27 protein-coding genes are annotated in these 23,077 nt (G+C 68.0%); 15 read left to right on the forward strand and 12 right to left on the reverse strand.

Features of this window, described 5'->3' with window-relative positions:
- Positions 1-10 precede the first annotated feature (10 nt).
- Both ASE02_RS03835 and ASE02_RS03840 read right to left on the reverse strand, forming a co-directional pair.
- Positions 11-973 (reverse strand): SIS domain-containing protein, encoded by a 963-nt coding sequence (locus ASE02_RS03835; protein WP_056731335.1) that lies wholly within the window; start codon positions 971-973, stop codon positions 11-13.
- A 28-nt stretch (positions 974-1,001) separates the two neighbouring features.
- Positions 1,002-1,247, reverse strand: a complete 246-nt coding sequence (locus tag ASE02_RS03840; protein ID WP_056731337.1) for a hypothetical protein — start codon at positions 1,245-1,247, stop codon at positions 1,002-1,004.
- Between the two features lie 102 nt (positions 1,248-1,349).
- Between ASE02_RS03840 and gpmA the strand changes: the two genes are divergently transcribed.
- The 5 genes from gpmA to ASE02_RS03865 all read left to right on the forward strand — a co-directional run bounded on the left by gpmA (position 1,350) and on the right by ASE02_RS03865 (position 6,044).
- Positions 1,350-2,063, forward strand: a complete 714-nt coding sequence (gene gpmA, locus ASE02_RS03845) for a 2,3-diphosphoglycerate-dependent phosphoglycerate mutase (protein WP_056731339.1) — start codon at positions 1,350-1,352, stop codon at positions 2,061-2,063.
- On the forward strand, positions 2,060-2,509 hold the full coding sequence (locus ASE02_RS03850) for a bifunctional diaminohydroxyphosphoribosylaminopyrimidine deaminase/5-amino-6-(5-phosphoribosylamino)uracil reductase RibD (protein WP_235536604.1): 450 nt from the start codon (positions 2,060-2,062) through the stop codon (positions 2,507-2,509). Before gpmA ends, ASE02_RS03850 begins: the two co-directional genes overlap by 4 nt.
- Before the next feature lie 80 nt (positions 2,510-2,589).
- A complete protein-coding gene (locus tag ASE02_RS03855) occupies positions 2,590-3,849 on the forward strand; it encodes a pentapeptide repeat-containing protein (protein WP_056731341.1) in 1,260 nt (419 codons plus the stop codon).
- Positions 3,850-3,999: 150 nt separating this feature from the next.
- Positions 4,000-5,226: a pentapeptide repeat-containing protein gene (locus ASE02_RS03860; protein WP_056731343.1), complete on the forward strand. Its 1,227-nt coding sequence runs from the start codon at positions 4,000-4,002 to the stop codon at positions 5,224-5,226.
- Positions 5,227-5,276: 50 nt separating this feature from the next.
- Positions 5,277-6,044, forward strand: a complete 768-nt coding sequence (locus ASE02_RS03865) for a crotonase/enoyl-CoA hydratase family protein (protein WP_056731345.1) — start codon at positions 5,277-5,279, stop codon at positions 6,042-6,044.
- Between the two features lies 1 nt (position 6,045).
- On the opposite strand, the gene ASE02_RS03870 is transcribed toward ASE02_RS03865, so the two are convergent.
- Together ASE02_RS03870 and ASE02_RS03875 are read right to left on the reverse strand one after the other, a co-directional pair.
- Positions 6,046-6,414 (reverse strand): GFA family protein, encoded by a 369-nt coding sequence (locus ASE02_RS03870; RefSeq protein ID WP_056731348.1) that lies wholly within the window; start codon positions 6,412-6,414, stop codon positions 6,046-6,048.
- Positions 6,415-6,600: 186 nt separating this feature from the next.
- The gene (locus ASE02_RS03875) at positions 6,601-7,056 is read right to left on the reverse strand and encodes an Hsp20 family protein (protein ID WP_056731350.1); all 456 of its coding nucleotides are present in this window, start codon (positions 7,054-7,056) and stop codon (positions 6,601-6,603) included.
- A gap of 258 nt (positions 7,057-7,314) precedes the next feature.
- Between ASE02_RS03875 and ASE02_RS03880 the strand changes: the two genes are divergently transcribed.
- Together ASE02_RS03880 and ASE02_RS03885 are read left to right on the forward strand one after the other, a co-directional pair.
- Entirely contained in the window at positions 7,315-8,160 is an 846-nt protein-coding gene (locus ASE02_RS03880; protein ID WP_056731352.1) for a class I SAM-dependent methyltransferase, read from the forward strand.
- A 63-nt stretch (positions 8,161-8,223) separates the two neighbouring features.
- The gene (locus ASE02_RS03885; protein WP_369818517.1) at positions 8,224-9,120 is read left to right on the forward strand and encodes a class I SAM-dependent methyltransferase; all 897 of its coding nucleotides are present in this window, start codon (positions 8,224-8,226) and stop codon (positions 9,118-9,120) included.
- Here ASE02_RS03885 and ASE02_RS03890 read toward each other — a convergent pair.
- A complete protein-coding gene (locus tag ASE02_RS03890) occupies positions 9,117-9,728 on the reverse strand; it encodes an MSMEG_1061 family FMN-dependent PPOX-type flavoprotein (protein ID WP_056731354.1) in 612 nt (203 codons plus the stop codon). The two genes, ASE02_RS03885 and ASE02_RS03890, sit on opposite strands and share 4 nt — an antisense overlap.
- A 170-nt stretch (positions 9,729-9,898) precedes the next feature.
- Here ASE02_RS03890 and ASE02_RS03895 point away from each other — a divergent pair, with 170 nt between their 5' ends.
- The 3 genes from ASE02_RS03895 (at position 9,899) to ASE02_RS21930 (ending at position 12,259) form a co-directional block, all read left to right on the forward strand.
- The gene (locus ASE02_RS03895) at positions 9,899-10,345 is read left to right on the forward strand and encodes a DUF3617 family protein (RefSeq protein ID WP_056731356.1); all 447 of its coding nucleotides are present in this window, start codon (positions 9,899-9,901) and stop codon (positions 10,343-10,345) included.
- A 103-nt stretch (positions 10,346-10,448) separates the two neighbouring features.
- Positions 10,449-10,760, forward strand: a complete 312-nt coding sequence (locus ASE02_RS03900) for an SCP2 sterol-binding domain-containing protein (RefSeq protein WP_056731358.1) — start codon at positions 10,449-10,451, stop codon at positions 10,758-10,760.
- Positions 10,757-12,259: an alpha/beta fold hydrolase gene (locus ASE02_RS21930; protein WP_082601865.1), complete on the forward strand. Its 1,503-nt coding sequence runs from the start codon at positions 10,757-10,759 to the stop codon at positions 12,257-12,259. The genes ASE02_RS03900 and ASE02_RS21930 overlap by 4 nt, the downstream gene beginning before the upstream one ends.
- Here the strand turns inward: ASE02_RS21930 and hisN are convergent, their stop codons facing one another.
- Together hisN and ASE02_RS03915 are read right to left on the reverse strand one after the other, a co-directional pair.
- Positions 12,260-13,081: a histidinol-phosphatase gene (hisN, locus tag ASE02_RS03910; RefSeq protein WP_056731360.1), complete on the reverse strand. Its 822-nt coding sequence runs from the start codon at positions 13,079-13,081 to the stop codon at positions 12,260-12,262. It lies immediately after the preceding gene.
- A gap of 75 nt (positions 13,082-13,156) precedes the next feature.
- Entirely contained in the window at positions 13,157-13,552 is a 396-nt protein-coding gene (locus ASE02_RS03915; RefSeq protein ID WP_056731363.1) for a helix-turn-helix domain-containing protein, read from the reverse strand.
- Positions 13,553-13,678: 126 nt separating this feature from the next.
- Between ASE02_RS03915 and ASE02_RS03920 the strand changes: the two genes are divergently transcribed.
- Complete coding sequence (locus ASE02_RS03920) at positions 13,679-14,593, forward strand: lysophospholipid acyltransferase family protein (RefSeq protein WP_056731365.1); 915 nt, start codon at positions 13,679-13,681, stop codon at positions 14,591-14,593.
- Positions 14,594-14,691: 98 nt separating this feature from the next.
- Here the strand turns inward: ASE02_RS03920 and ASE02_RS03925 are convergent, their stop codons facing one another.
- The 4 genes from ASE02_RS03925 to ASE02_RS03940 all read right to left on the reverse strand — a co-directional run bounded on the left by ASE02_RS03925 (position 14,692) and on the right by ASE02_RS03940 (position 17,869).
- Positions 14,692-15,477 (reverse strand): M23 family metallopeptidase, encoded by a 786-nt coding sequence (locus ASE02_RS03925; RefSeq protein ID WP_235536605.1) that lies wholly within the window; start codon positions 15,475-15,477, stop codon positions 14,692-14,694.
- Between the two features lie 49 nt (positions 15,478-15,526).
- Positions 15,527-15,745, reverse strand: a complete 219-nt coding sequence (locus tag ASE02_RS03930; RefSeq protein ID WP_056731368.1) for a DUF2093 domain-containing protein — start codon at positions 15,743-15,745, stop codon at positions 15,527-15,529.
- Between the two features lie 28 nt (positions 15,746-15,773).
- Positions 15,774-17,243, reverse strand: coding sequence for an exodeoxyribonuclease VII large subunit (gene xseA / locus ASE02_RS03935; RefSeq protein ID WP_056731370.1), 1,470 nt, complete (start codon positions 17,241-17,243; stop codon positions 15,774-15,776).
- A 122-nt stretch (positions 17,244-17,365) separates the two neighbouring features.
- Positions 17,366-17,869 carry a GcrA family cell cycle regulator gene (locus ASE02_RS03940; protein WP_056731372.1) on the reverse strand — a complete coding sequence of 168 codons (504 nt, stop codon included), beginning with the start codon at positions 17,867-17,869 and terminating at the stop codon, positions 17,366-17,368.
- 315 nt (positions 17,870-18,184) lie between these two features.
- Here ASE02_RS03940 and ASE02_RS03945 point away from each other — a divergent pair, with 315 nt between their 5' ends.
- Entirely contained in the window at positions 18,185-19,006 is an 822-nt protein-coding gene (locus ASE02_RS03945; protein WP_056731374.1) for an ABC transporter permease, read from the forward strand.
- Positions 19,007-19,021: 15 nt separating this feature from the next.
- Here the strand turns inward: ASE02_RS03945 and ASE02_RS03950 are convergent, their stop codons facing one another.
- Complete coding sequence (locus ASE02_RS03950) at positions 19,022-19,432, reverse strand: YbaY family lipoprotein (protein ID WP_082601866.1); 411 nt, start codon at positions 19,430-19,432, stop codon at positions 19,022-19,024.
- Between the two features lie 224 nt (positions 19,433-19,656).
- Between ASE02_RS03950 and ASE02_RS03955 the strand changes: the two genes are divergently transcribed.
- The 3 genes from ASE02_RS03955 to ASE02_RS03965 all read left to right on the forward strand — a co-directional run bounded on the left by ASE02_RS03955 (position 19,657) and on the right by ASE02_RS03965 (position 22,851).
- Complete coding sequence (locus ASE02_RS03955) at positions 19,657-20,835, forward strand: aspartate aminotransferase family protein (protein WP_056731389.1); 1,179 nt, start codon at positions 19,657-19,659, stop codon at positions 20,833-20,835.
- Between the two features lie 105 nt (positions 20,836-20,940).
- Positions 20,941-21,879 (forward strand): ornithine carbamoyltransferase, encoded by a 939-nt coding sequence (gene argF / locus ASE02_RS03960; RefSeq protein ID WP_056731376.1) that lies wholly within the window; start codon positions 20,941-20,943, stop codon positions 21,877-21,879.
- 57 nt (positions 21,880-21,936) lie between these two features.
- Entirely contained in the window at positions 21,937-22,851 is a 915-nt protein-coding gene (locus ASE02_RS03965) for an Hsp33 family molecular chaperone (protein ID WP_056731377.1), read from the forward strand.
- Positions 22,852-23,077: the final 226 nt, after the last annotated feature.

The following is a 23,077-nucleotide window of genomic DNA, read 5'->3' on the forward strand; positions in this document are numbered from 1 at the left end:
CGTGAGGTCGTCAAACGCCCGCGCGGATCAGGTCGTGGATGCGCAAAATGCCCACCGGCTTGCCGGCGTCGATGACAAACAGGACCGTGACCATCGGCAGCGGATCGCTCATCAGGGCCAGCGCTTCGGAGGCCAGCATGCCGGGGGGCGCGGACTTCTTCGGACCCGGCGTCATCACCTCGCCGGCGGTCTGGGTCATCAGGCTCTCGATGTGGCGGCGCAGGTCGCCGTCGGTGATCACCCCTTGCAGGGCGCCGTCAGGACCGGTGACGCCGACGATGCCGAACGCCTTGCTGGTCATGACGAGCAGCGCCTCGGTCATCGGCGTGTTCTGCGAGACCAGCGGCAACTCCTCCGCGCCATGCATCAGGTCGCCGACCGTGCGCAGCATCGCGCCCAGCTTGCCGCCGGGATGGAAGGTCTTGAAGTCCTTGGCGGTGAAGCCGCGGCGCTCGAGCAGCGAAACCGCCAGCGCGTCGCCCAGCGCGATCTGCAAGGTGGTCGAGGTGGTCGGCGCCTTGACCTCGGCGGTGACCTCGGCGGCGTCGGCCAGTTGCAGCACGACGTCGGCGGCCTGGCCGAGCGGGCTGTCGGGAGCCGCCGTCAGGGCGATCAGCGGAATGTGGAAGCGGCGGGAATAGGCCAGGATGTCGGCCAGTTCCTGGTTCTGGCCCGACTTCGACAGCGCCAGGATCACGTCGCCGTCGGCGATCATGCCGAGGTCTCCGTGGCTGGCCTCGTTGGCGTGGACGAAGAAGGCCGGCGCGCCGGTGGAGGCGAAGGTCGCGGCGATCTTCTTGGCCACGTGGCCGGACTTGCCGATGCCGGTGCAGATGATCCGGCCCTTGGCGGCGAACAGCAGGTCGACGGCCTTGGCGAAGGCCTCGCCGAGCGTGTCGGCCTGAAGTTTCAGGGCGTCGGCCTCGGTGGTCAGCACCCGGCGGCCCACGGCGATGGCGTCAAAATCAGTCATTGGCCCGTCATCCTGGAGGCGGAGGCTGTCATTTCGTGGGCGAGATCGCCTGGGTCTGAGCGTCGGCGACCGCGTTGCGGGCGGCGTTCAGCCGTTGTTCCGAGGCCTTGGTCTCGCGCTGCATCGCCGCCTTGACCGCGGCGGTCTGCTGGATCGGCGTGTGACCGAAAGGCGGCGGCGATCGGTCGCCCAGACCCTGCGGCCAGACGGCGGCCAAGGCCACCATGGCGACCGCCAGGGCCGCGAGCAGGGGAAAGAACAGGCGATCGCGCATCTGTGCTCATATAGCCGCCGCTGTCGCAGGGAGCCAGCGGACCTTGACGCTGGGAGCCTCGCGCCTTAGCCCGCTCGCAACCCTCCAAAGGAGCGCAGCGCTTTGCCGACCCTGATCCTTCTCCGCCATGGCCAGAGCCAGTGGAACCTCGAAGACCGCTTCACCGGCTGGGTGGACGTGGATCTGACGTCGGAAGGCGAAGCCCAGGCCCGCAAGGGCGGCGAGCTGATCAAGGCCGCCGGTCTGCAGATCGATCGCGCCTACACCTCGGTCCAGACCCGCGCGATCCGCACCCTGTGGCTGGCCCTGGGCGCCGCGGGTCAGGCCTTCGTGCCGGAGATCAAGGACTGGCGGCTGAACGAGCGCCATTACGGCGGCCTGACCGGACTTAACAAGACCGAGACCGCCGCCAAGCACGGCGAGGAGCAGGTGAAGACCTGGCGCCGGTCCTATGACACCCCGCCGCCGCCGCTCGCGGCCGGTGGCGAGTTCGATTTCTCCAAGGACCGTCGCTACGCCGGCGCCGTCCTGCCCGACACCGAGAGCCTGAAGACCACGCTCGAGCGGGTCGAACCCTATTGGAACGCCGAGATCGCGCCGCATCTGGCGGCCGGCGAGACCCTGCTGATCGCCGCCCACGGCAACTCGCTGCGGGCTATCGTGAAGCTGCTTTACGGCCTCAGCGCCGAGGGGATTATGGCGGTCGAGATCCCGACCGGAAATCCGCTGCTGATCGAACTCGACGCTAACCTTAAGCCGGTGGCCGCGCGCTACCTCGACGAGGCCCGCGCCACGGCCTTGCCGCAGGCGGCATGATCGACCCGTCCGACCAGGACCATATGCGCCGCGCCATCGCCCTGGCGCGGACCCACCTTGGCTTGACGGCCGACAATCCGAGCGTCGGCTGCGTCATCGTCAAGGACGGGGTGGTGGTCGGCGAGGGCGTGACGGCGCAGGGCGGTCGGCCGCATGCCGAAGAGCAAGCCCTTGAACAGGCTGGTGAAAAGGCTCGTGGGGCGGTCGCCTATGTCACCTTGGAGCCGTGCGGCGCACGCTCATCTGGGGCGGCGTCCTGCTCCGAACGCCTGACCGCCAGCGGCGTCGCCGAGGTGGCCATCGCCTGCGAGGACGCCTCGGCGCTGGCCTCCGGACAGGGGGCGGAGCGGCTGCGCGCGGCGGGCGTCAAGGTGCGGCTGGGGGTGCTGGAGGCCGAGGCCACCAGCCTCTATGTCGACTACTCGCCGCAGCGAAATTTACCATAGCCGGGCTAAGTCTCGGAAAGGGCGTGTTAATTGGGCGGGCTCTAGGATGACCCTGAAACAAGTGGGGTCCTAGGTTCGATATGTCCGCTCAGCCCGCGCCCGTTCAGGAGTTGCGCAAGCTCGATCAGCACGAGCTGGACGCTATCTGCGCCAAACACGACCGGCTGTGGACATCGAAGCCCGGCGGCGCCCGCGCGGTGTTCTCGTGGAAGGACCTGACCGGGCTCGACCTGCGCGGCAAGAATCTCTGCGACGCCGATCTGACCGGCGCGATTCTCGCCAACTGCCAGATGCAGGGCATACGACTCGATCATGCCAACCTGTTCGGCGCCGATCTGCAGAACGCCAACATGACCGACGCCTCGCTGCGCCGCGCCGACCTGCGCGGCGCGTGCCTGCGGGGCGCGAACCTCACCGCCGCCGACCTGTTCGAAGCCGACCTGCGTGAAGGCTCCATCGCCGTGGGCGACCGCGACAAGGGCCTGCGGGTGCTGGAGCACGTCAATCGGGTGGGGGAAGCGTCCGGCGCGATCCTGGCCGGCGCCAACCTGGAACGCTCGCGTCTGTCGGGCGTGATGGCCATCAAGGCCGACTTCAGCGACGCCATCTTGAAGGACGCCAAGCTCGTTCGGGCGAACCTGAAGCAAGCCAACATGTCGGGCGCCAACATGGCCGGCTGCGACCTGTCGGGCGCGGACCTGGCCGGCGCCGACATGCGCGACGTGATCTTGGTGGGCGCCAAGACCTTCGCCTGGAACATCAGCAAGGCTGACATGCGCGGCGTGCTGACCGACGAGCCCTCCGGCAAGTCGGTCGAGGACCTGCCCTACAAGATCATGATCCGCGATCATGCCAAGTGGTGCGAGACCGGCGGCGGCGAAGGCACCCCGTCGGTGTTCGACAACGCCGACCTGCGTGCGCTGGAGACCATTCGCGGCTTCAACCTGACGGCGCTGTCGGCCAAGGGCGCGGTCTTCTACGGCCTCGACATGGAAGGCGTGCAACTCCAGGGCGCCCAACTCGACGGCGCGGACCTGCGCAACTGCAACCTGCGACGCGCCGACCTGCGCGGCGCGCGCCTGATCGGCGCCAAGCTTTCCGGGGCTGACCTGCGCGACGCCCAGATGGGGCCGTTGCTGCTGGGGGCCGACCGCACCTTGCCGTGTAACCTGACCGGCGCGGTGCTGAAGAACGCCGACCTGGCGCGGGCCGACTGCCGTCACGCCATCTTCGTCGACGCCGACCTTTCGCGCGCCAATTTCACCAACGCCATGGTGCGCCAGGCCAACCTGACCAACGCCCAAAAGTGGGGCGCCCGGGGTCTTGAAGACGTCATTTGATCTAGGCGTCGCCTAAGGGCGGTAAGCTTAACTGTTCAGTCGGCATTACGTCGTTATGCGGTCCGCTCCACAGTGTTGTCAGGAGGGACTGCAGTCGTGAGCAGTGTCGGGTTACTCGGTCGACGAAGACTCTCGCAGGGCGAGGTCGACATGATCGTCGCGGCCCATGAGCGTTTTCTTTCCGGCAAGCCGGGCGGTAAGCGCGCCTCCCTCCGCTTCGTCGACATGTCGGGCTGCGATCTGTCGCGCCGCGACCTGTCCGACGCCGATATCTCCGCCTCGATCCTGGACGGCGCGCGGCTGGTGAAGGCCAAGCTCGACCGGGTCAATTTCTTCGGCTCGGACCTGCGCAAGGCCGATCTGCGCGGCGCCAGCCTGGTGCGGGCCGACCTGCGAGGCGCCTGCCTGCGCGGCGCCGACCTGACCCAGGCCGACCTGACCCAGGCCGATTTCCGCATCGGCCAGGTGGCGGTGCCGCACCCCAGCAAGGGACTGTCGGCGACGTCGCATGAGCATCGGCACGGGCAACTGGATTCGGCGGTGCTGGCCGGCGCCACGCTCAATGAATCTCAGATGGAGGACGTCACCGCCTTCGCCGCCGACTTCACCGATTGTTCGATGCGGGGCGCCAAGCTCTCGCGGGCCAATTTCAAGGACGCGAACCTCTCCGGCGTGATCCTGGACGGAGCCGATCTGGGTGGGACGAATTTCGAGGGCGCGAACCTTTCCTATTCGGTGATGACCGACGTGGATCTGCGCGGATCGCGGACCTCCTCGACCACCGACGTGACCGGCATCGTCGCCGCGCCCAGCGCCGAGGCCATCGCGCGCGCGCCGCAACTGCTGGCGATGATCCAGGCCAACCACCTGTGGTGCCATACCGGCGGCCGCGAAGGCCGCCCGGCCATTCTGGACGGCGAGGACCTGCGACCGTTGCGCGGCCGTTTGCGCGGCCTGCGGCTGAGCGCGTGCAGCGCCAAGGGCGCGATCATGGTCGGGGTCGATCTGACCGGCGCGCAGATGCAGGGCGCCAATCTCGAGGGCGCGGACCTGCGCGGGGCGTGTTTCGCCGACGCCGACCTGCGCGGCATCCGGCTCAGCCAGGCCAATCTGATCAAGGCCGATCTGCGCGACGCGGTGTTCGCGCCGTTGCCGATCAGCGCCGACCGGACGACGCCGGGTTATCTCGCCCACGCCAAGATCCGCTACGCCCACGCCGAGGGCTGCGACCTGACCGGGGCGGTCCTGGATGGCGCCGACCTGCGCGGCGCCGATTTCACCGGCGCCTATCTGGACGACGCCAGTTTCAAGGATGCGCAGCTGGCCGCGGTGGTCGGGCTGGAGGAAACCCGGCCCCGTCGAATCAAGTTCGTCTGACGTAGCGGCGCCTCGCCTAACGTGGCCTCCTGTTCCTGGGAGGCCTCGTCATGGAAATGGTCAGCGTCGAAATCCACGGCCGGACGGCCGTCGTCACCATCGAGCGGCCGGAGCGCCGCAACGCCGTCGACGGCGCCACCGCCCAAGCGCTCTATGACGCCTTCAAGGCCTTCGACGCCGACGAGGCGCTGGACGTCGCCGTCCTTCAGGGGCGCGGGGGGACGTTCTGCGCCGGCGCCGATCTCAAGGGCGTCAGCGAGGGGCGGGGCAATCCTGTTCACACCGAGGGCGACCTGGGGCCGATGGGCTGTACGCGGCTCGCGCTCTCCAAGCCGGTGATCGCCGCGGTGGAGGGCCACGCCGTCGCCGGCGGCCTGGAGGTCGCGGCCTGGTGCGACCTGCGGGTGGCGGCCGAGGGCGCGGTGTTCGGGGTGTTCTGCCGACGGTTCGGCGTGCCGCTGATCGATCTCGGCACCGTGCGCCTGCCGCGCCTGATCGGTCACTCGCGCGCCATGGACCTGATCCTCACCGGTCGGCCGGTTGAGGCCAAGGAAGCCTACGAGATCGGGTTGGCGAACCGGTTGGCGCCGCGTGGCGAAGCGCTGGCTGTGGCGCTGGAGCTCGCCGCCCAGCTTTCGGCCTTTCCGCAGACCTGCCTGCGCAACGACCGGGCCTCGGCCATCGCGCAGTGGTCGCTGGACTGGGACGCCGCGACCCGGCGCGAGATCGAACTTGGCCGCGCCACCCTGCGCACCGGCGAAGGCCTTGAGGGCGCGACCCGCTTCGTGTCCGGCCAAGGGCGGCACGGGACGTTCTGAGCTACCAGCTGTTCTTGCCGTCCACGTGTTCGACCGGCACGGCGGACAGATCGAAGTCGTCGAACAGCCGCGCGTTCACGCCGATCTTCGGGTTGGCGTAGTCGGGCTTGTAGTCGACCCAGTCCGGGCTCTCGCCATAGGTGGTGCAGCCGCAGATTCCGCAGAAGTGGTGTTGGCCGAAGTAGCCGCCCCACTGGTAGGTCGAGACCCGGTCACGCGCGGTCGTCAGCTTGAACTGCGCGGGCGTGTAATAGGCCCACAGCCCGCCCCGCTTGGAGCAGTATGAGCAGTTGCAGCTGGTGACGCTGGCCGGCGCCTCGGTCACCTCGAACTGCGTCGCGCCGCAATGGCAGCTTCCCTTCAAGGACATCTGGTTTCCTCCGCTGTGGTCAGGCGTCGGTTGTAGGCCTCGCCTGCTGACACCGTGCTGTCAGTTGCGGCCAAAAGAAAGGCGGCGCCGGGGGGCGCCGCCTAGTGGTGGTTCGGGAGGAGAGGGGTAGGGGCGGCGCGGTCGCGCGCCGCCCCTGGAAGGGCAAAGGCCGCCTCGGGGGGGAGGTTAGGCGGCCTTCTCACCTTCGATCAGGTTGGGCTGAACCGAGGTGGTGATCTCGATCCGGCGGGGTTTCAGGGCTTCGGGCAGCTCGCGCTTCAGCGAGATGGAGAGCAGGCCGTCGGCGAGCGCGGCTTCGGTCACCACCACATAGTCGGCGAGTTGGAACCGGCGCTCGAAGTTGCGCTCGGCCAGGCCGCGGTGGAGGAACCGGCGCTGGTCGTCATTGGCGGGCTTGCGGCCCGTCACGGTCAGCAGGTTCTCCTTGACCTCGATGTTCAGTTCTTCGGGACGGAACCCGGCGACCGCGATCTCGACGCGGTAGGTGTTCTCGTCGGTGCGCTCGATGTTGTACGGCGGATAGCCGGTCGCGGCGTCGACGCTGGCGGTTTCCAGCAGCGAGGCCAGGCGGTCGAAACCGACGACAGAGCGGTAGAGGGGGGAAAAGTCGATCGTGCGCATGTCAGGTACCTTCTTGGCTTAAGCAAGGTTGCGTTGGTCAGGCGGCGCGCGAGCCAAAAGCGGCCTCGCACATTGCCCGGAAGGCCCGGATGTCCAGCGCCTTCGGATGCTTAGGTGGGAGGCGTCGAGGCGCGTTCAAGTCCCCCTTTTCCCGACAATTTCGTTGCCGGCCTGAAACGAATGCTCAAGGCGCTTGCCAGGGGCGTCGCCGCAACTAGGCTCCCGGCCGTCCAGGAAACAAACAAGGCTCCACCAGAGATGTCCCATCGCAAGCTTGCCCTGCTCGCCGCCTTCGCCGCGACGGTCGCCATCGCCCAGCCCGCTGCGGCCGCGGAGGACAAGGCTCTGCAGGCCGCCATCGCCGGCCCGCAACGCAGCGCCGAACACGTCGCCCGTGACGCCGCGCGCCATCCCTACGAGTCGCTGGCCTTCTGGAGCGTCGGCCCCAAGAAGACGATCATCGAGGTTTCACCGGGTACGGGCTACTGGACTGAGATCCTGGCCCCCTACGCCAAGGCGACCGGCGGGACCTATGTGGCCGGCGTCGCCGACATCCTGAACCCGAAGCTGTCCGACGGCGCCCGCAAGGGCCGCGCCGAGTTCGAGGGCAAGTACGCCGACCAGGCCAAGTTCGGAAAGATCGCCTATGTCGGCTTTGGCCCGGTGTCCGAGCCGCTCGGCGCGCCGGGGTCGGCCGACGTCGTCATCACCGCCCGCAACGTCCACAACTGGATGGGGCAGGAAGGCATGATGGACAAGGTGTTCAAGGACTTCCACGCGGTGCTCAAGAAAGGCGGCGTGCTGGCGGTCGAGGAGCACCGCTCCGATCCGACCCGCGCCCAGCTGCCCGGCGCCAGCGACGGCTATGTCGCCACCGACACGGTGATCGCCGCCGCTGAGAAGGCGGGCTTCAAGCTGGCGGCCAGGTCGGAGATCAACGCCAATCCGAAGGACACCAAGGACCACCCCTTCGGCGTCTGGACCCTGCCGCCGGTGCGTCGCTCGGCTCAGGGCGGCCAGCCGGCGGACGCCAGTTTCGACCGCACCAAGTACGACGCGATCGGCGAAAGCGACCGCATGACCCTGCGGTTCGTGAAGCCCTAGGGCCATGCTTTGACCATCGTCCCGGGTCACGCTAGGCGACCCGGGGCGGTTTCTAGGATCTGTATGCGGCGTTCACTTTCGATTTCGATGGTTTCGGTCTCGCGGCGTAGTGCGCTTGCGGGCGCTCTGGCGCTCGCGGCCTGCGGCAAGAAAGCCGAGACCGCGCCCGAGGCGGCGGCGGTGAGCCGCCCGGCCAAGGGCATGAGCCTCCCGCAGGCGGTGGCCGGCGATTGGCGCCTGCCCGCCGACAAGGCGCGCGATCCCTGGCGCCACCCGGTCGAGAGCCTGGAGTTCTGGGGGCTGAAGCCTGGCCAGACGGTGGTCGAGTTCTGGCCCGGCGCCGGCTGGTTCACCGACATCCTGGCGCCCTATCTGGCGGCCAACGACGGCAAGCTGATCGCCGCCGACCTGGAGCCGACCGATCCGGCCGCGGTGGAGATCGTCGAGGCCTATCGCGCCAAGTTGAAGGCCAAGCCCAAAATCTATGGCGAGGTCGAGATCACCGCCTTCGGCGCCACCAGCGGCCCGGTGGCGCCGGCGGGCAGCGCCGACCTGGTGCTGTTCCTGCGCAACCTGCACAACTGGATGGCGGCGGGCATCGTCGAGAAGGCCTTCGCCGACGCCTTCGCCGCCCTGAAGCCCGGCGGCGTGCTGGGCATCGAGGAGCACCGCGCCGCGCCGGGCGACGTCCAGGACGTGCTGGCCGCCGACGGCTATGTGCAGCAGGCCTACGCCGTGCGCCTGGCGCAGGAGGCGGGCTTCGTTCTCGACAAGACCAGCGAGATCAACGCCAATCCGAAGGACACCCGCAACCACCCGTTCGGGGTTTGGACCCTGCCGCCGGTGCGCCTGACCTCGCCGCGCGGCGAGGCGCCCAATCCGTCCTTCGACCGAGCGCCCTATGAGGCCATCGGCGAGAGCGACCGCATGACGCTGAGGCTGTTGAAGCCCGCCGTCTAGAGCTGCGTCTTGTAGCTCTCGATGATCACCTCGTCGCTGACCGGCGGCTTGCCCATCTGCAGCTGGTCCATGACCATCTCGGCGCCTGAGGGCAGGGCGCTGCGATCGACCTGGGCCTCAGGCTCCCAGAGCTTGGCGCGCATGATCGCCTTGGGGCAGTGGAAGAAGGCCTCCTCGACCGCGATGGTCACGATCAGTCGCGGCGTTTTCCCGAACTCCACGAACTGGGCCAGCAGCTCGGCGTCGTCGGTGGCGGCGGCGGCGCCATTGACGCGGAACACGTCGTCGAAGCCCGGGATCATGAACATCATGCCGATCCGGCCTGGCCCGGCCAGAAGGTTGCGGATGTTGTCCAGCCGGTTGTTGCCGGGGCGGTCGGGCAGGAAGAGCGTCTTGCCGTCGTCGCTGACGTGCACGAAGCCCGGTTCGCCGCCGCGCGGCGAGACGTCGAGACCGCCGTCAGGCCCGGCCGAGCTGACCACGCAGAACGGCGACAGGGCGATGAAGCTGCGACCGTGTTTCTCGACATGGCCGAGCACCTTGTCGAGGACCAGCTGGCCCGGCGGGCGATAGATGCTGTCGAGATCGGCGAGTTGCAGGGTCTTCACGAGGCGTCTTCCCGGCTGCTATTTGGACTTGCTGTTAAGAAGCGTTATTAACAGTGCGCTTGAACGGCAGGGTTGTCACCCCAGATGAACGGGCCTGGGCCACATCGGTCAGGCTATGGTCAGGTTGAAGCCGCTAGTCTGCCCGGAACGCCGTGAGCTAAAGGTACGAGATGATCCGCAAGACCGCCTTCGCCCTGATCCCCGTCTGCGCCCTGTTGGCCGCTCCGGCGCTCGCCCAGGACACGACGATCCAGCCCGGCTACTGGGAAGTGACCAACAAGGTCTCGGCGATCATCAGCCAGACCAAGACGGAAAAACGCTGCATCACCCCGGCCGAGGTCGCCAAGTTCGTGATGGGGCCGTCCAACCGCCACTACAAATGCGACTACCCGACGCGGGTCTTCAAGGACGGCAAGATCACCCTGAAAGGCCAATGCGCGACCAAGAATGGCAGCAAGGCGGCGCTTCAGGCCACGGGAACCTATTCGCCCAGCAGCTTCACCATGATCGCCGACATCAGCACGACTTATGCCGGCCTGCCGCTCAGCGGCCGGGCCACGACGAGCGCTAAGCGTATCAGCGACACCTGCCCCGTCCCGGCGGCACCGGCCAGCTAACCAGGAGCCGCAGGGGAAATCGCCGTTCAAACCCTAGGCGCGCCGTTTACTTGGCTCGCGCTTGAGGCGAAGGTGGCGCTCACATTGATGTGAGATTGCGCCCATGACGACGACCCTGCAGGAATTGACCGAACGCGTGAGCGCGGCCGTGGGCGAAGACTCCGGGCTGGGCAAGTCGTTCAAGGTCGATCTGCGCGGCGAAGGGATCATCCATATCGACGGCGCGCAGGTGTCGAACGACGACAAGCCGGCGGATCTGACGGTGTCGATCAGCCAGCGGGACCTGAAGGCCCTGGGCAAGGGCGAGCTCAATCCGATGACCGCGGTGATCACCGGGCGGCTCAAGGTGTCGGACATGGGGCTGGCGATGTCGCTGCAGCCTCAGATGCAGGCCCTGTTTTCGAAGCTGTCATGACCGACGCCCCGCTGATCTCGATCCCGAGCGCGCCGGTTCCCGCCGGCGGGAAGGCCGAGTGGTTCGTGGGCGCGGGCGGCGCGCGTCTGCGCGCGGCGCTGTTCCCGGCCAAGGGCGCGGCGCGCGGCTCCGTCGTGCTTAGCGGCGGGCGCACCGAACCGATCGAGAAGTATTTCGAGACGATCGAGGATCTGACCGGCCGCGGCTTCGTGGTGCTGGTTCACGACTGGCGCGGCCAGGGGCTGTCGCATCGTGAACTGAAGGACCGCCGGGCCGGCCATGCGGACGGTTATCAAGCCTTCCTCGCCGACTACCACGCCCTGCTGGGCGCCTACGAGGATCAGCTGCCCAAGCCCTGGTTCGCCATCGGCCACTCGATGGGCGGCTGCCTGACTCTGCTGGCCCTGGCGCATGGCCAGGCCAAGCGGTTCGAGGGCGCGATCCTGTCGGCCCCGATGCTGGGCCTGCTCACCGGCGGCATTCCATCGGGGATCGCGCGCGTCGTGGCCGGCCTGAATGTGCTGCTTGGCCGGGCCGGTCGGTTCGCGCGGCCGCCGGGTTCCTCAGAAACCTTCGAAAACAACGTGCTAACCCACGACCGGGTGCGCTATGAGCGGGCCAAGGCGCAGGTCGCGGCCTATCCAGACTTGGACCTCGCCGGTCCGACCTGGGGTTGGCTCGATTTCGCATTCCGCGCGACAGCCTATCTGGCTCAACCCGCGAACTTGAAAAACGTGACGATTCCGGTCGTCATCGTTTCAGCCGAACAAGACAAGCTCGTCGACAACGACGCTCAACGCGCCGTCGCGAAGAACCTGCCCAAGGGCGAGTTCATCAGTGCTCCAGGCGCGTACCACGAAATTCTGATGGAGACGGACACTATGCGGAACATCTTCCTGCGTGCGCTCGACGCCCTGCTGGGCAAGTCGGCGCCTGCTCCTGCGCCCGCCGCCAAACCCGCGGCCCCTGCGCCTCAACCGCTGGCGGCGGCTCCTGCTCCGACGCCCGCGCCCGCTCCGACACCTGCCCCGGCTCCGGCAGCCGCCGCCGCGCCGACCCCGGCGCCTGTCGCCAAGCCCGCCGCCGCCAAGAAGCCGGCCGCGAAGGCCGCTGCTCCGAAACCGGCTGCTGCGAAGCCCGCCGCCGCGAAGGCCGCCGCCAAGCCGGCCGCGCCGAAGAAGGCTGAAGTCGCCAAGGCCGCTCCGAAGAAGGCCCCGGCCCCGGCCAAGGCTCCTGCGGCCAAGGCCGCCGCGCCGAAGGCGGCTGTGACGAAGGCGGCGCCCGCGCCGAAGGCGGCCGCAGCCAAGAAGCCCGCGGTGAAGGCTACGGCTCCTAAGGCCGCAGCTCCTAAAGCCGCCGCCAAGGTTGCGGCTCCGAAGCCTGCGGCGAAACCCGCTGCGGTGAAGGCTCCGGCCGCGCCGAAGGCGGCTGCCGCGAAGTTCGCCGCCAAGCCGGCCGCCAAGCCGGCCGCCAAGAAGGCCGCCGCGCCGAAGAAGTAGCTACTTCGCCGAACGCCGTAGGGCGACCAGGGCCTCGTCGAGGCAGGCCCGGTCGCCGGCGATGGCGATCTGTCCACCGTGCTGACCCACCGGCTGGCCGCGCCAGTCGGTGACCATGCCGCCCGCGCCCTCGATCAGCGGGATGGCCGACTCGATGTCCCAGGACTTCAGTCCCGCCTCGATCACCATGTCCATCTTGCCCATCGCCACCATGGCGTAGGCGTAGGCGTCGCAGCCCAGCCGCGCGAGGCGGGCGGCAGCGCGCACCTGGGTCCAGGCGCCCAGCTCGGGCCCGTCGAAACAGGCCTCCGGGTCGGTGGTGGCGATGATGGCGTCGGTCAGCTTGGGGCAGGGGCGAACCTGCAATCGGCGAGTCTCGCCGCGCGCGATCAGGCGCGATCCTCCGGCGTGGCCGAGGAAGATCTCATCCAGATAGGGTTGGCCGATGGAGCCCAGGACCGGGCGGCCGTTGTGCCGAAGGCCGATCAGGGTGCACCACAGCGGCAGGCCGGCGATGAAGGCGCGGGTGCCGTCGACGGGATCCAGCACCCAGACGAACTCTGCGTCCGGGCGGTCCTCGCCATATTCCTCGCCGATCACCCCGTGGTCGGGATAGCGCTCGGCGATCAGTTTGCGGATCGCGACCTCGGCGCCCTTGTCGGCGGCGGTGACGGGATCGAAGCCCTTGGCCCCACCCTTGTCTTCCAGGCCGTGGTCGGCCCGATAGAGCGGCAGGATCACCTCCGCGGAGGCGGCGTTCAGCTCGATCAGGAAGCTGTCGAGTTCGGCCAAGCGGCCAGCGGCGAGGGTGGAGGCGGGCATGGCTCCCGCTTTACCTCGCCGCTGGCTTCCGCGATATCCCCCCGGACATCGCGGTAGGCGAACGGAGGCGAGCCGTCAGGCGATCTCGTGGTCGCCGTTAAGCGATTTGGCGAGGTCGAGGAGGCGACGCCGGGGGCGTTCGCCGAGCTGGTAGTAGGCGCGGATCAGGTCGAGGGTTTCCTTGCGGGCGAACATTTCGCCGCCGGCCTCGCCTTCGCCAGCCGAGTGCTCACGTTGAGCGGCCTCGGTCAGGCCGTCGTAGAAGTACCCGACGGGAACCTCCAGCGCCTCGGACAGCTGCCAGAGGCGAGCCGCCGAGATGCGGTTGGCGCCGCACTCGTATTTTTGAATCTGTTGGAAGCGAACGCCGCAGGAGCCCGCCAGTTGTTGCTGGGTCAGACCCAGCAGCCGCCGGCGCCGGCGAAGGCGCTTGCCCAGGTGAACGTCGATGTTGTTGCCAGTGGGTTCCATGACCCCCTCATTCGTCTGCTTGCCTCCGTCCCAAAGCGAGACGGCTCGCAGGGAATTTCGCAAGTCGCGCGCCAAGCGAGCGCCGTTCGCGTTGCGCGACAGGGAACGAGGCGATTACTACAGGGCATGACGCAGGCTCGGCCCTCGGTGGCGCAGGACATTTTGTGGCGATTGGAGGCGATGGCCTTCGACGTGGTGATCGCCTTCGCCAGGATATTGCCCGTCGACACGGTTTCGGACTTCGGGGCGTGGTTTTTCAAGGCCTTGGGCCCGTTGACCGGGGCGCATCGGGTGGCCGAAACCAATCTTCGCATCGTCTTTCCAGAGGCGTCCGAGGCCGAGATCGCGCGGTTGCTGGTCGAGCAGTGGGACAATACCGGCCGCACCTTCCTGGAACTGCTGATCATGGACCGGATCATCGGCGCGCCGGACCGCGTGGAGGTGGTGAATGGCCAGCGTCTCGACGAGATCGCCGCCAAACAGGAGCCGGTGGTGTTCGTTTCGGGCCACTTCTCGAACTTCGAGGTGATGCCCGCGACCATCGTGAATTCGCCCGTGCAGTGCCAGATCACCTATCGGGCGATGAACAACCCGCACGTGGAGAAGCGGGTCCGCGCCTATCGCTTCCGCTATGGGGTCCGATATTTCGCGCCGAAGGGCGGCGACGGCGCGCGTGAACTGCTGGCGGCGCTGGGACGCGGCGAGTCCGTGGCGCTGATGAACGACCAGAAATTCAACGGCGGGGTGGCCGCGCCGCTGTTTGGCCTGATGGCGCACACCGCGCCGGGCCCTTCGCGGCTGGCCCTGCGCTTCAATACGGTGCTTCAGCCGATGTCGGTGCAGCGCAAGCACAAGGCGCGCTTCCACGTGGTGGTGCACGATCCGATCCACCTGGAGCACACCGGCAACATGACCGCCGACATCGAGGCGGGCGTGCGCCAGGTCAACGCCTTCATCGAAGAGCGGGTGCGCGAGCGGCCGGCCGAATGGTTCTGGACCCATAAGCGCTGGCCCAGCGAGACCTATAAGCGGGCGCGGTAGCGAGAGCTGGGAGCTTCTTCCTCCTTCGTCATCCTAGGCACAAGGCCTAGGATGACGAAGTGGGGGTGTGACCTCCGCGTTCAGTTCGCGATCAGCCGCTAAACAGGCGTCTGGGCGCCGACCAGGAGCATGGGGTTCATGTTCCGGCCCCGCCATTTCAGGCGCCAGCAGAGGTGCGGGCCGGTGGCGCGGCCGGTGGCGCCGACGGCGCCGATGCGCTCGCCTCGGGTGACGCTCTGGCCGCGCAGCACATCGACGCTGCTGAGATGCAGGTAGGCGGCGACCAGGCCCTGGCCGTGATCGATCATGATCAGCCCGCCCTCGAAGAGCATGCCGTTCTCCGCCAGCAGGACGACGCCGCCGGCCGGGGCGTAGACGGGCGTTCCGCGCGGCGCGGCCAGATCGATCCCGTAGTGGGGCGGGCGGGGCACGCCGTTGAGGATCCGCTGGCCGCCATAGCGGGCGGTGACCCGGAAATCGCGGACCGGCGAGGAGAACCCGTTGCGGAAGTCGTCGCGGTCGGAGCGGCTGGCGAAGGCGGCGGCCTTGCGGCGGCTCTCGGCGGCGATGCGGGCTTCCAGCTCGGGGCTGGCCGTGCCGGGAATGACCGGGCCGACCGTGATGCGCTGAACGTCGAAGTCGCCCCTGGCGATATCGAGCGTGCGGCTGGTCTCGCCTTCCGAGCCGGCGACACGCAGGGTGGACCGGGCGCTGGCGTCGCGGTCAAAACCGATGATGAAGAAGCCGGCCGGCGAGGCGCGGGTGACGGCCTGACCGTCCAGGTACGTCTGCGCGCCAGGCGCGGTGCGCCCAATGGCGAAGCCGCCCTGCTGATAGCGGCCAGCCAGAGCGAGAGGCTCGGCGGCGCGGGCCGGGGCGGACAATGCGATCGAGGCCAGCCCGACAACCGCCCCGCGGCGGCTCAGGCGCGCGTCAGGGATTGAGGTCTTTCCACCGCGCCAATGCTTCTACCGGCGTGGCGTAGGCTTCCTGGAGGGCTGGGTTCCAGTAGCGCAGGGCCTCCACCGGGATCTTCACCTTGGAGACGGCGCAGATCACGTAGCGTCCCGGCTTGAGAACGACGAACTCGCCGTCGCCATAGTGGAGCGAGGCGATGTCGGAGCCGGTGAGGTCGCGGTCGTGGGCGTTCATGTCGTGCAGTCTAGCGCGCCAAAACCGATCAGAACAGATCGCCCTGGTTGGATGGCGTCGTTGCGGGCTTCGCAGGGCGCGCCGGCCTGGCGGGCGCGGGCGGCGCGACAGATGCAATGGGGGGAGCGACCACGCTCGCCGGTCCATCGACGACGGCGTCGCGGGACTGGTCGGCGAACACCAGCCGCACGCCTTCGCCGCTGAGCAGCGAGCCGCCCTCGCGGACCAGGGAGCCGTCGGCGCGGTGCACCCGGGCGAAGCCGCGCTTCAGCGGCGCGCTGGGATCGACCGAGGCGTAGAGCTTGCCCAGGCTGGTCAGCCGCTCGGCCGTGCGCTCCAGCTTGCGCTCCATCGCCGGCTTCATCCGGACCAGCAATCGGGTCAGCCGTTCGGTGTGAACTTGCTGCGGCCGTTGCAGCAGGCTGGGCGACAGGCGCGAAGACACCCGCACCAAGTCGGTATGGTGGGCGGCGACATTGCGCGAGAGGCCGGCGCCGAGGCGGCTGGCGGCGAGGTTGAACCGCTGGGCGGCCATCTCCACCAGATCCGGCACGCGAGCCAGGGCGCGCCCGGCATGCTCGACCCGTCCCCGGCGATCCTCGACCGCCCGGCCGCCGCAGCGGTGCAGGCGGCTGGAGAGATCGCCGATATAGGCCCGCAGCTCCGGCAGCACCGGCGTAGCCATCTCGGCCGCGGCGGTGGGCGTCGGCGCGCGGCGGTCGGAGACGAAGTCGATCAGGGTGGTGTCGGTCTCGTGGCCGACGGCGGAGATTAGCGGGATGGTCCCAGCCGCGACGATGCGGGCCAGGGTTTCATCGTTGAAGGCCCACAGATCCTCGACCGAACCGCCGCCGCGCGCGACGATCAAGATGTCGGGGCGCGGCACCGGCCCATCGAGGGGCAGGGCGTTGAAGCGTTGGATGGCGTTACCGACCTGGGCGGCGGCGGCGTCGCCCTGGACGACGCAGGGCCAGACGATGACCCGGCAAGGCCAGCGGTCGCGGATGCGGTGCAGGATGTCGCGGATCACAGCGCCGGTCGGGCTGGTGATCACGCCGATCGTCGCCGGCATGGTCGGCAGCGGCTGCTTGCGGGCCGGGTCGAACAACCCTTCGCCCTGGAGCTTGGCCTTCAGCCGCTCAAGCTGGGCCAGCAGGGCGCCGACGCCGGCGACCTCCATGGTCTCGATGACGATCTGATAGCGGGACCCGGCGGGGTAGGTGGTGATCTTGCCGGTGACGATCACTTCCAGCCCATGCTCGGGCCGGACGGACAGGTTTTTCACCGATCCCTTCCACACCACGCCGTCGATGGCTGAGCGCTCGTCCTTGAGCGTCAGATAGACGTGCCCGTTGGAGTGGTGGGTGACCTTGGAAAGCTCGGCGCGCAAACGGACGAAGCCGTAGGCGTCTTCAAGCGTGCGCTTAAGCGCGAAGGCGAGTTCGGAGACCGAGTAGGCCTTGGCGTTGGAGTCGGTGTCGGGCTCGACGTCGGTCATGACCGCAGACATAGCGGCGAGAGCCTCAAAGCCAACCCCCCGCGTAGAGGGCCGGAGGAAGTTAGGGCGCGTACGTCGACAGCCGTGCCGTCGTTATACGCGCCCCAACCCATCCCCCCGGATTAGATGTAGCGGCGTAGCGAGCGGGCCAGTTCGTTGGCGCCCGAACGCTTCTTGGTCTGCACCGGCTGATAGGCGACGCGCGCGTGCTCCATGCAGTAGACGCCCTCATCCTGGCGACGACCGCAGAAGGTGAAGCTGTCGCTCGACGGATCGCCGATCGGCCACTTGCACATGTGCGCGCCCAGGGTCAGCACGGTGGCCGAGCCCGGAGCTTCGTCGATATAGCGGACCGGCGCCGGCGCAGGTGCGCTGGCGGCGATCGCCGGTTCGGCGATGCGACGCGGCGCGGCCGGAGCCGCGGCGGGACGCGCCGGACGCGGCGCCTTGAACACCGGGCGAGCCGGCTTCGACGGCGTGGCGCGACCCGACAGGCCCAGGCGGTGGACCTTGCCGATGACGGCGTTGCGGGTCACCCCGCCCAATTGTTTCGCGATCTGGCTGGCCGAGAGGCCGTCTTGCCAGAGTTTCTTCAGACTCTCGACGCGTTCGTCAGTCCAACCCATATCTGGCCTCCACCCGCTGCATAAGGTCCCGGCGCCGCCCCCGCGGTGGCCGGGATCAACATCTTGTGGCAGTCCCACTTTCTGACCGCCATCAACTACCAGATATCGTAACAACTTCCTTAATAGCCACAATAGGCGCCCTCTCCTTCGTCCACAGAAACCACATGTAGCGTCGTTGATTCGAAATTCGCTCCACAGGCGAGCGGCCGGGGCGGCGAAAAACTGGACGTTTCGGGGGGTGTTTCGGGCGATTGGCGGCCGGGAAAGCGGGGCCTGCGCTTGCGATCTGAACGCGGCGAGCGCACATCGGCTTACATGAAGGACATGCCCGCCGCCGACGCCGTCATTCCGCCCCAGCCCCGCGACTATCACGGGTTCAACTGGGCCGGTTTCACCACGCTTTACCTGCGCGAGATCCGCCGGTTCTGGAAGGTGGGGATGCAGACCCTGGCCGCCCCGGTGGTGACGGCCCTTCTCTATATGATGGTCTTCGTGGTGGCCGTGCAGGGCGCGGCCCCGCCGATCCATGGAACACCCTTCGCGATCTTCGTCGCGCCGGGGCTGATCATGATGCAGATCCTGAACAACGCCTTCTCGAACTCGTCGTCATCGCTGCTGCAGGCCAAGTTCAACGGCCTGGTCGGCGACTTCATGACCCCGCCGCTGACGCCGCTGGAGCAGGTGCTGGCCTTCGCGCTCGGCGCGGCGACCCGCGGGGTGGTGGTGGGCGCGGTGACCTTCGCGGCGATCCTGCCCTTCGCCTGGCTGCCGATCACCCATCTTTGGGCGGTGCTCTATTTCGGGATCAGCGCGGCGCTGATCCTGGGCATGCTGGGGATTATGGCTGGGCTGTGGGCCGAGAAGTTCGACCACATGGCGGTGGTGACCAACTTCATCATCATGCCGATGACGTTCCTGTCGGGGACCTTCTACCTGGTCGACCGCCTGCCCGAGCCGTTCCGCACGGCCAGTCACTACAACCCGTTCTTCTATCTGATCGACGGGTTCCGCTACGGCTTCATCGGCCACGCGGAGGGCTCGCTGCTGGCCGGGGTCGGCGTGACCGCCGGCCTGGTGATCGCCTTCGCCTGCCTGTGCATGTGGATGTTCGAGACCGGCTACAAGCTGAAGACCTGAAGCCGGCCCCAGGGTTCAGGTCTGCGGCACGCCCACGGCGATCATCTCGACATGGGTCGGCGCCCCCCGGGTGATCACCGGCGTATGAGTGTCGGTGATGAAGCGCAGCTTGCCGTCGACCTCGATGCGGGCCGAGACCGAATAGGTGTGGTTGGGGATGATCTTGGCCGGGTCATAGGCCAGCTTGAAGTTGATCGGCGGGGCGCGGACGTCGGAGATCACCTGGGTGGCGATCACCTTGGCCGGGGCGTCCATCGGCGAGGTGTCGGCCAGGGTTACGGTCACCACGCCGGGCGGCGCCAGCATGATCCGCTCGCGATAGATGACAGAGCCCGTCACCTCCGCTGTTCCGGCCGGCGGCTGCATGGAGGCGCATCCCGAAAGGCCCAAGGCGGCGGCGACGGCGAGTGTCTGCGGAAGGCTCATGCTCTACTCCTGCATGGATCGGTCCCGTGACCATGAACCCACAGGTCGCCATCGTCTATCGGCTGTCACAGAACCGACGATTGACAGACCCCCGTTCCAAGCGGAAAACGCCAAGCCTTCCAGTCCCCGCCGCCCAGCAGCGGGGCTGATTACGTTTTCGGAGGGCCATCCCCGTGACTGAAAAGACCGCGCATCAAGCCGCGACCGTTCCCAGCGACCACATCATGGGCGTCTATAATCGCGCCCCGCTGGCGTTTGAACGAGGCGAAGGCGCGCGACTGTTCACCACGGACGGCGTGGCCTATCTCGACTGCATGGCCGGCATCGCGGTCAACGCGCTGGGCCACTCCCACCCCAAGCTGGTCCAGGCGGTGAAGGACCAGGCCGAGAAGCTCTGGCACGTCTCCAACGTCTTCAAGATCCCGGGCCAGGAAAAGCTGGCCAAGGTGCTGACCGACCTGACCGGCCTGGACGAGGTGTTCTTCACCAACTCCGGCGCCGAGGCGATCGAGTGCGCGATCAAGACCGCGCGCAAGTATCACTGGGCGCGCGGCGACGTTGAGCGGATCGACATCATTGGTTTCGAGGGCTCGTTCCACGGCCGCACCCTGGCCTCGGTCAACGCCTCGGGCAACGCGGCCTATCTGGAAGGCTTCGGCCCCCGGATGCCAGGCTTCGTCCAACTGCCCTTCGACGACATGGACGCCCTGAAGGCGGCCGTCGGCCCGACCACGGCGGCGATCATCGTCGAGCCCGTGCAGGGCGAGGGCGGCGCGCGTTCGCTGTCCGAGCAGAGCCTGAAGGCGCTGCGCCAGCTTTGCGATGAAACCGGGACCTTGCTGATCTTCGACGAGATCCAGTGCGGCCTGGGCCGGACCGGCAAGCTGTTCGCCTATGAATGGGCCGATGGCGTGAAGCCCGACATCCTGGCGCTGGCCAAGGCGCTCGGCGGCGGTTTCCCGGTCGGCGCGTGCGTCACCAGCGCCGAGGCGGGAGCCGGCATGACGGTCGGCTCGCACGGCTCGACCTACGGCGGCAACCCGCTGGCCATGGCGGTGGCGCTGGCCTCGATGGAGGAGCTCGCCAAGCCGGAGCTGATGGACCACGTCCGCGAGGTCACCGGCTACTTCACCCAGCAGTTCAACGGTCTGAAGGACCGCTATCCCGACGTCGTGGTCGATATCCGCGGCAAGGGCATGCTGATGGGCCTGAAGCTCGCCACGCCGAACCGCGAGTTCATGCAGCACGCCCGCGACCAGCACCTGCTGATCGCCGGTGGCGGCGACAACTGCATACGCCTGCTGCCGCCGCTCACCCTCACGCTCGAGGAAGCGCGCGAAGCGGTCAGCAAGTTGGAGCTGGCCTGCGAAGCCGCCCGCGCCAAGGCCAAGGCGGCGGCCTAACCCGTTCGATCCGGCGCCGAGCCGGCGCCACATCAAGCTCTCCGGTCTTCCAGCGGAAACTGGGCCCCGGCCAATGGTCGGGGCGATCGGAGTTGGAGCTAGTCGATGACCCAATCGCCGAGACACTTCGTTGACCTGTGGCGGCTTGAAGCCGCCGACCTGCGCGCCATCCTCGATGACGCCCAGGCGCGCAAGGCCGCGCGGCGCGGCTGGCCGCAGGGCCGCGTGGACGGCGACGCGCCGGCCCGCGAGCGGACCCTGGCGATGATCTTCCAGAAGAACTCGACCCGCACGCGCTTCTCGTTCGACGCGGCGATGCGCCAGCTGGGCGGCGACGTGATCATCTCCACGGCCAACGACATGCAGCTGGGTCGCGGCGAGAGCATCGAGGACACCGCCAAGGTGCTGTCGCGGATGGTCGACGCCATCATGCTGCGCGCCAACAGCCACGAGGACGTGGAGCGGCTGGCCTACGCCTCCAGCGTGCCGGTGATCAACGGTCTGTCCGACAAGGGGCACCCCTGCCAGATCATCGCCGACCTGATGACCTTCGAGGAGCATCGCGGGCCGGTGGCCGGCAGGACCTTCGCCTGGGTGGGCGATGGCAACAACATGTGCTCGAGCTTCATCCATGCGGCGCCGAAGCTGGGCTTTAAGCTGAACATCGCCAGCCCGGCGGTCTATCACCCTGATCTGATGGATCTGGCGCGGGCCGCCGAGTTGCAGGGCCAGATCATGACCACGGACGACCCGCGCGAGGCCGTGCGCGGCGCCGACTGCGTCCTGACCGACACCTGGGTTTCGATGGGCGACACCGACCACGACGAGCGCCTGGCGGCCCTTGAGCCCTATCAGGTCGACGAGGGCCTGATGGCGCTTGCCGACAAGGACGGGATCTTCATGCACTGCCTGCCCGCGCACCGCGGCGAGGAAGTGACCGACGCCGTGATCGATGGGCCGCGGTCGGTGATCTGGGATGAGGCGGAAAACCGCATCCACGCCCAGAAGTCGATCCTGGCCTGGTGTTTCGGCGCGATCGGCTAACGATCACGCGGCGCTGAAGCTCGCAACTGAAGGACGCCGCCCCTATATGCCCGCACCATGTCCGACATAGCTCTTCAAATCGCCCCCGATGACATCGTCGCCCCCTTCCAGGTCGAAGGGGAGTCCGTGCGCGGCCGCCTCGTTCGTATGGGCGCGGCCGTCCACGAGATCATTTCCGGCCACGACTATCCCGAACCGGTCGCCAATCTGCTCGGGGAGGCCTGCGCGCTCGCCGCCCTGGTGGGTTCCAGCCTCAAGTTCGACGGCCGGCTGATCGTCCAGGCGCAGGGCGACGGCCCGGTCCGCTATGTGGTCGCCGATTACGACACCTCCGGCTCGTTGCGCGGCTACTGCCGGTTCGACGAGGATAGGGTGGCCGAGATCGCCAAGGGCTTCGTGCGTCCCGGCGCCAAGAGCTTGCTCGGCGAGGGCGTCTTCATCATGACCGTGGACCAGGGCCCGGACATGGACCGCTATCAGGGCGTCACCGCCATTGAGGGCGAGACGCTCGCCCTCTGCGCCGAACAGTACTTCGCCCAGTCGGAGCAGACCCCCACGCGGGTGCGCCTGGCCGTGGGGCAGGCCGATGTCGGGGAGGGGATGCGCTGGCGGGCGGGCGGCATGCTGATCCAGAACATCGCCGAGGATGATACGCGCGGTTCGACGGCCGAGGCCTGGGTGCGCTCGCAGGCCTTCTTCGAAACCATTGGCGAGGACGAGCTGCTGGATCCGACGATCTCGGCCGAGACCCTGCTGTTCCGTCTCTTCCATGAGGATGGCGTGCGGGTGTTCGAGCCCAAGCAGCTGCAGGCCTTCTGCCGCTGCTCGCATGAGCGCATCGAGTCCGTGCTCAAATCCTTCGATCAGGCCGAACGCGCCGAGATGGTCGAGGATGACGGCCAGATCCGGGTGACCTGCGAGTATTGCTCGCGGGTCTACGCCATCGACCCGGCCACGATCGCCGACGCCTGAGGGCCGGCTTTCCAAGGGCGTGGCGCGAGGGTTCGAAAGAATCTGTCGTGAAATGTTCGTGCGGGGTTGCGCCCCACCGGGAGGATGGGTAGAAGCCGCCCTCGCTCGGAAACGGGCCGGACGGAGACGGGGTTGGCGGCGGACAAGTCGTTGATTTTGTTTCGGAAAGGTTTGTGACTGGGGGTGGCGATCGAGCCGCTTGAGTGAGCCTTGGGAGTGATCCTGA

It is taken from the genome of Phenylobacterium sp. Root700, assembly GCF_001429025.1.
Lineage (GTDB): Bacteria > Pseudomonadota > Alphaproteobacteria > Caulobacterales > Caulobacteraceae > Phenylobacterium.

Coding starts and splice junctions, on each gene's coding strand:
- ASE02_RS03895 (WP_056731356.1), top strand. CDS start 9,899: ATGATCCGCAAGACCGCCTTCGCCCTGATCCCCGTCTGCGCCCTGTTG.
- ASE02_RS03870 (WP_056731348.1), bottom strand. CDS start 6,414: ATGTCCTTGAAGGGAAGCTGCCATTGCGGCGCGACGCAGTTCGAGGTG.
- ASE02_RS21930 (WP_082601865.1), top strand. CDS start 10,757: ATGACCGACGCCCCGCTGATCTCGATCCCGAGCGCGCCGGTTCCCGCC.
- ASE02_RS03880 (WP_056731352.1), top strand. CDS start 7,315: ATGTCCCATCGCAAGCTTGCCCTGCTCGCCGCCTTCGCCGCGACGGTC.
- argF (WP_056731376.1), top strand. CDS start 20,941: ATGACCCAATCGCCGAGACACTTCGTTGACCTGTGGCGGCTTGAAGCC.
- hisN (WP_056731360.1), bottom strand. CDS start 13,081: ATGCCCGCCTCCACCCTCGCCGCTGGCCGCTTGGCCGAACTCGACAGC.
- ASE02_RS03940 (WP_056731372.1), bottom strand. CDS start 17,869: ATGGGTTGGACTGACGAACGCGTCGAGAGTCTGAAGAAACTCTGGCAA.
- ASE02_RS03965 (WP_056731377.1), top strand. CDS start 21,937: ATGTCCGACATAGCTCTTCAAATCGCCCCCGATGACATCGTCGCCCCC.
- ASE02_RS03855 (WP_056731341.1), top strand. CDS start 2,590: ATGTCCGCTCAGCCCGCGCCCGTTCAGGAGTTGCGCAAGCTCGATCAG.
- ASE02_RS03950 (WP_082601866.1), bottom strand. CDS start 19,432: ATGAGCCTTCCGCAGACACTCGCCGTCGCCGCCGCCTTGGGCCTTTCG.
- ASE02_RS03840 (WP_056731337.1), bottom strand. CDS start 1,247: ATGCGCGATCGCCTGTTCTTTCCCCTGCTCGCGGCCCTGGCGGTCGCC.
- ASE02_RS03945 (WP_056731374.1), top strand. CDS start 18,185: ATGAAGGACATGCCCGCCGCCGACGCCGTCATTCCGCCCCAGCCCCGC.
- ASE02_RS03835 (WP_056731335.1), bottom strand. CDS start 973: ATGACTGATTTTGACGCCATCGCCGTGGGCCGCCGGGTGCTGACCACC.
- ASE02_RS03920 (WP_056731365.1), top strand. CDS start 13,679: ATGACGCAGGCTCGGCCCTCGGTGGCGCAGGACATTTTGTGGCGATTG.
- xseA (WP_056731370.1), bottom strand. CDS start 17,243: ATGACCGACGTCGAGCCCGACACCGACTCCAACGCCAAGGCCTACTCG.
- ASE02_RS03885 (WP_369818517.1), top strand. CDS start 8,224: ATGCGGCGTTCACTTTCGATTTCGATGGTTTCGGTCTCGCGGCGTAGT.
- ASE02_RS03875 (WP_056731350.1), bottom strand. CDS start 7,056: ATGCGCACGATCGACTTTTCCCCCCTCTACCGCTCTGTCGTCGGTTTC.
- ASE02_RS03900 (WP_056731358.1), top strand. CDS start 10,449: ATGACGACGACCCTGCAGGAATTGACCGAACGCGTGAGCGCGGCCGTG.
- ASE02_RS03915 (WP_056731363.1), bottom strand. CDS start 13,552: ATGGAACCCACTGGCAACAACATCGACGTTCACCTGGGCAAGCGCCTT.
- ASE02_RS03860 (WP_056731343.1), top strand. CDS start 4,000: ATGATCGTCGCGGCCCATGAGCGTTTTCTTTCCGGCAAGCCGGGCGGT.
- ASE02_RS03865 (WP_056731345.1), top strand. CDS start 5,277: ATGGAAATGGTCAGCGTCGAAATCCACGGCCGGACGGCCGTCGTCACC.
- ASE02_RS03955 (WP_056731389.1), top strand. CDS start 19,657: ATGGGCGTCTATAATCGCGCCCCGCTGGCGTTTGAACGAGGCGAAGGC.
- ASE02_RS03930 (WP_056731368.1), bottom strand. CDS start 15,745: ATGAACGCCCACGACCGCGACCTCACCGGCTCCGACATCGCCTCGCTC.
- ASE02_RS03850 (WP_235536604.1), top strand. CDS start 2,060: ATGATCGACCCGTCCGACCAGGACCATATGCGCCGCGCCATCGCCCTG.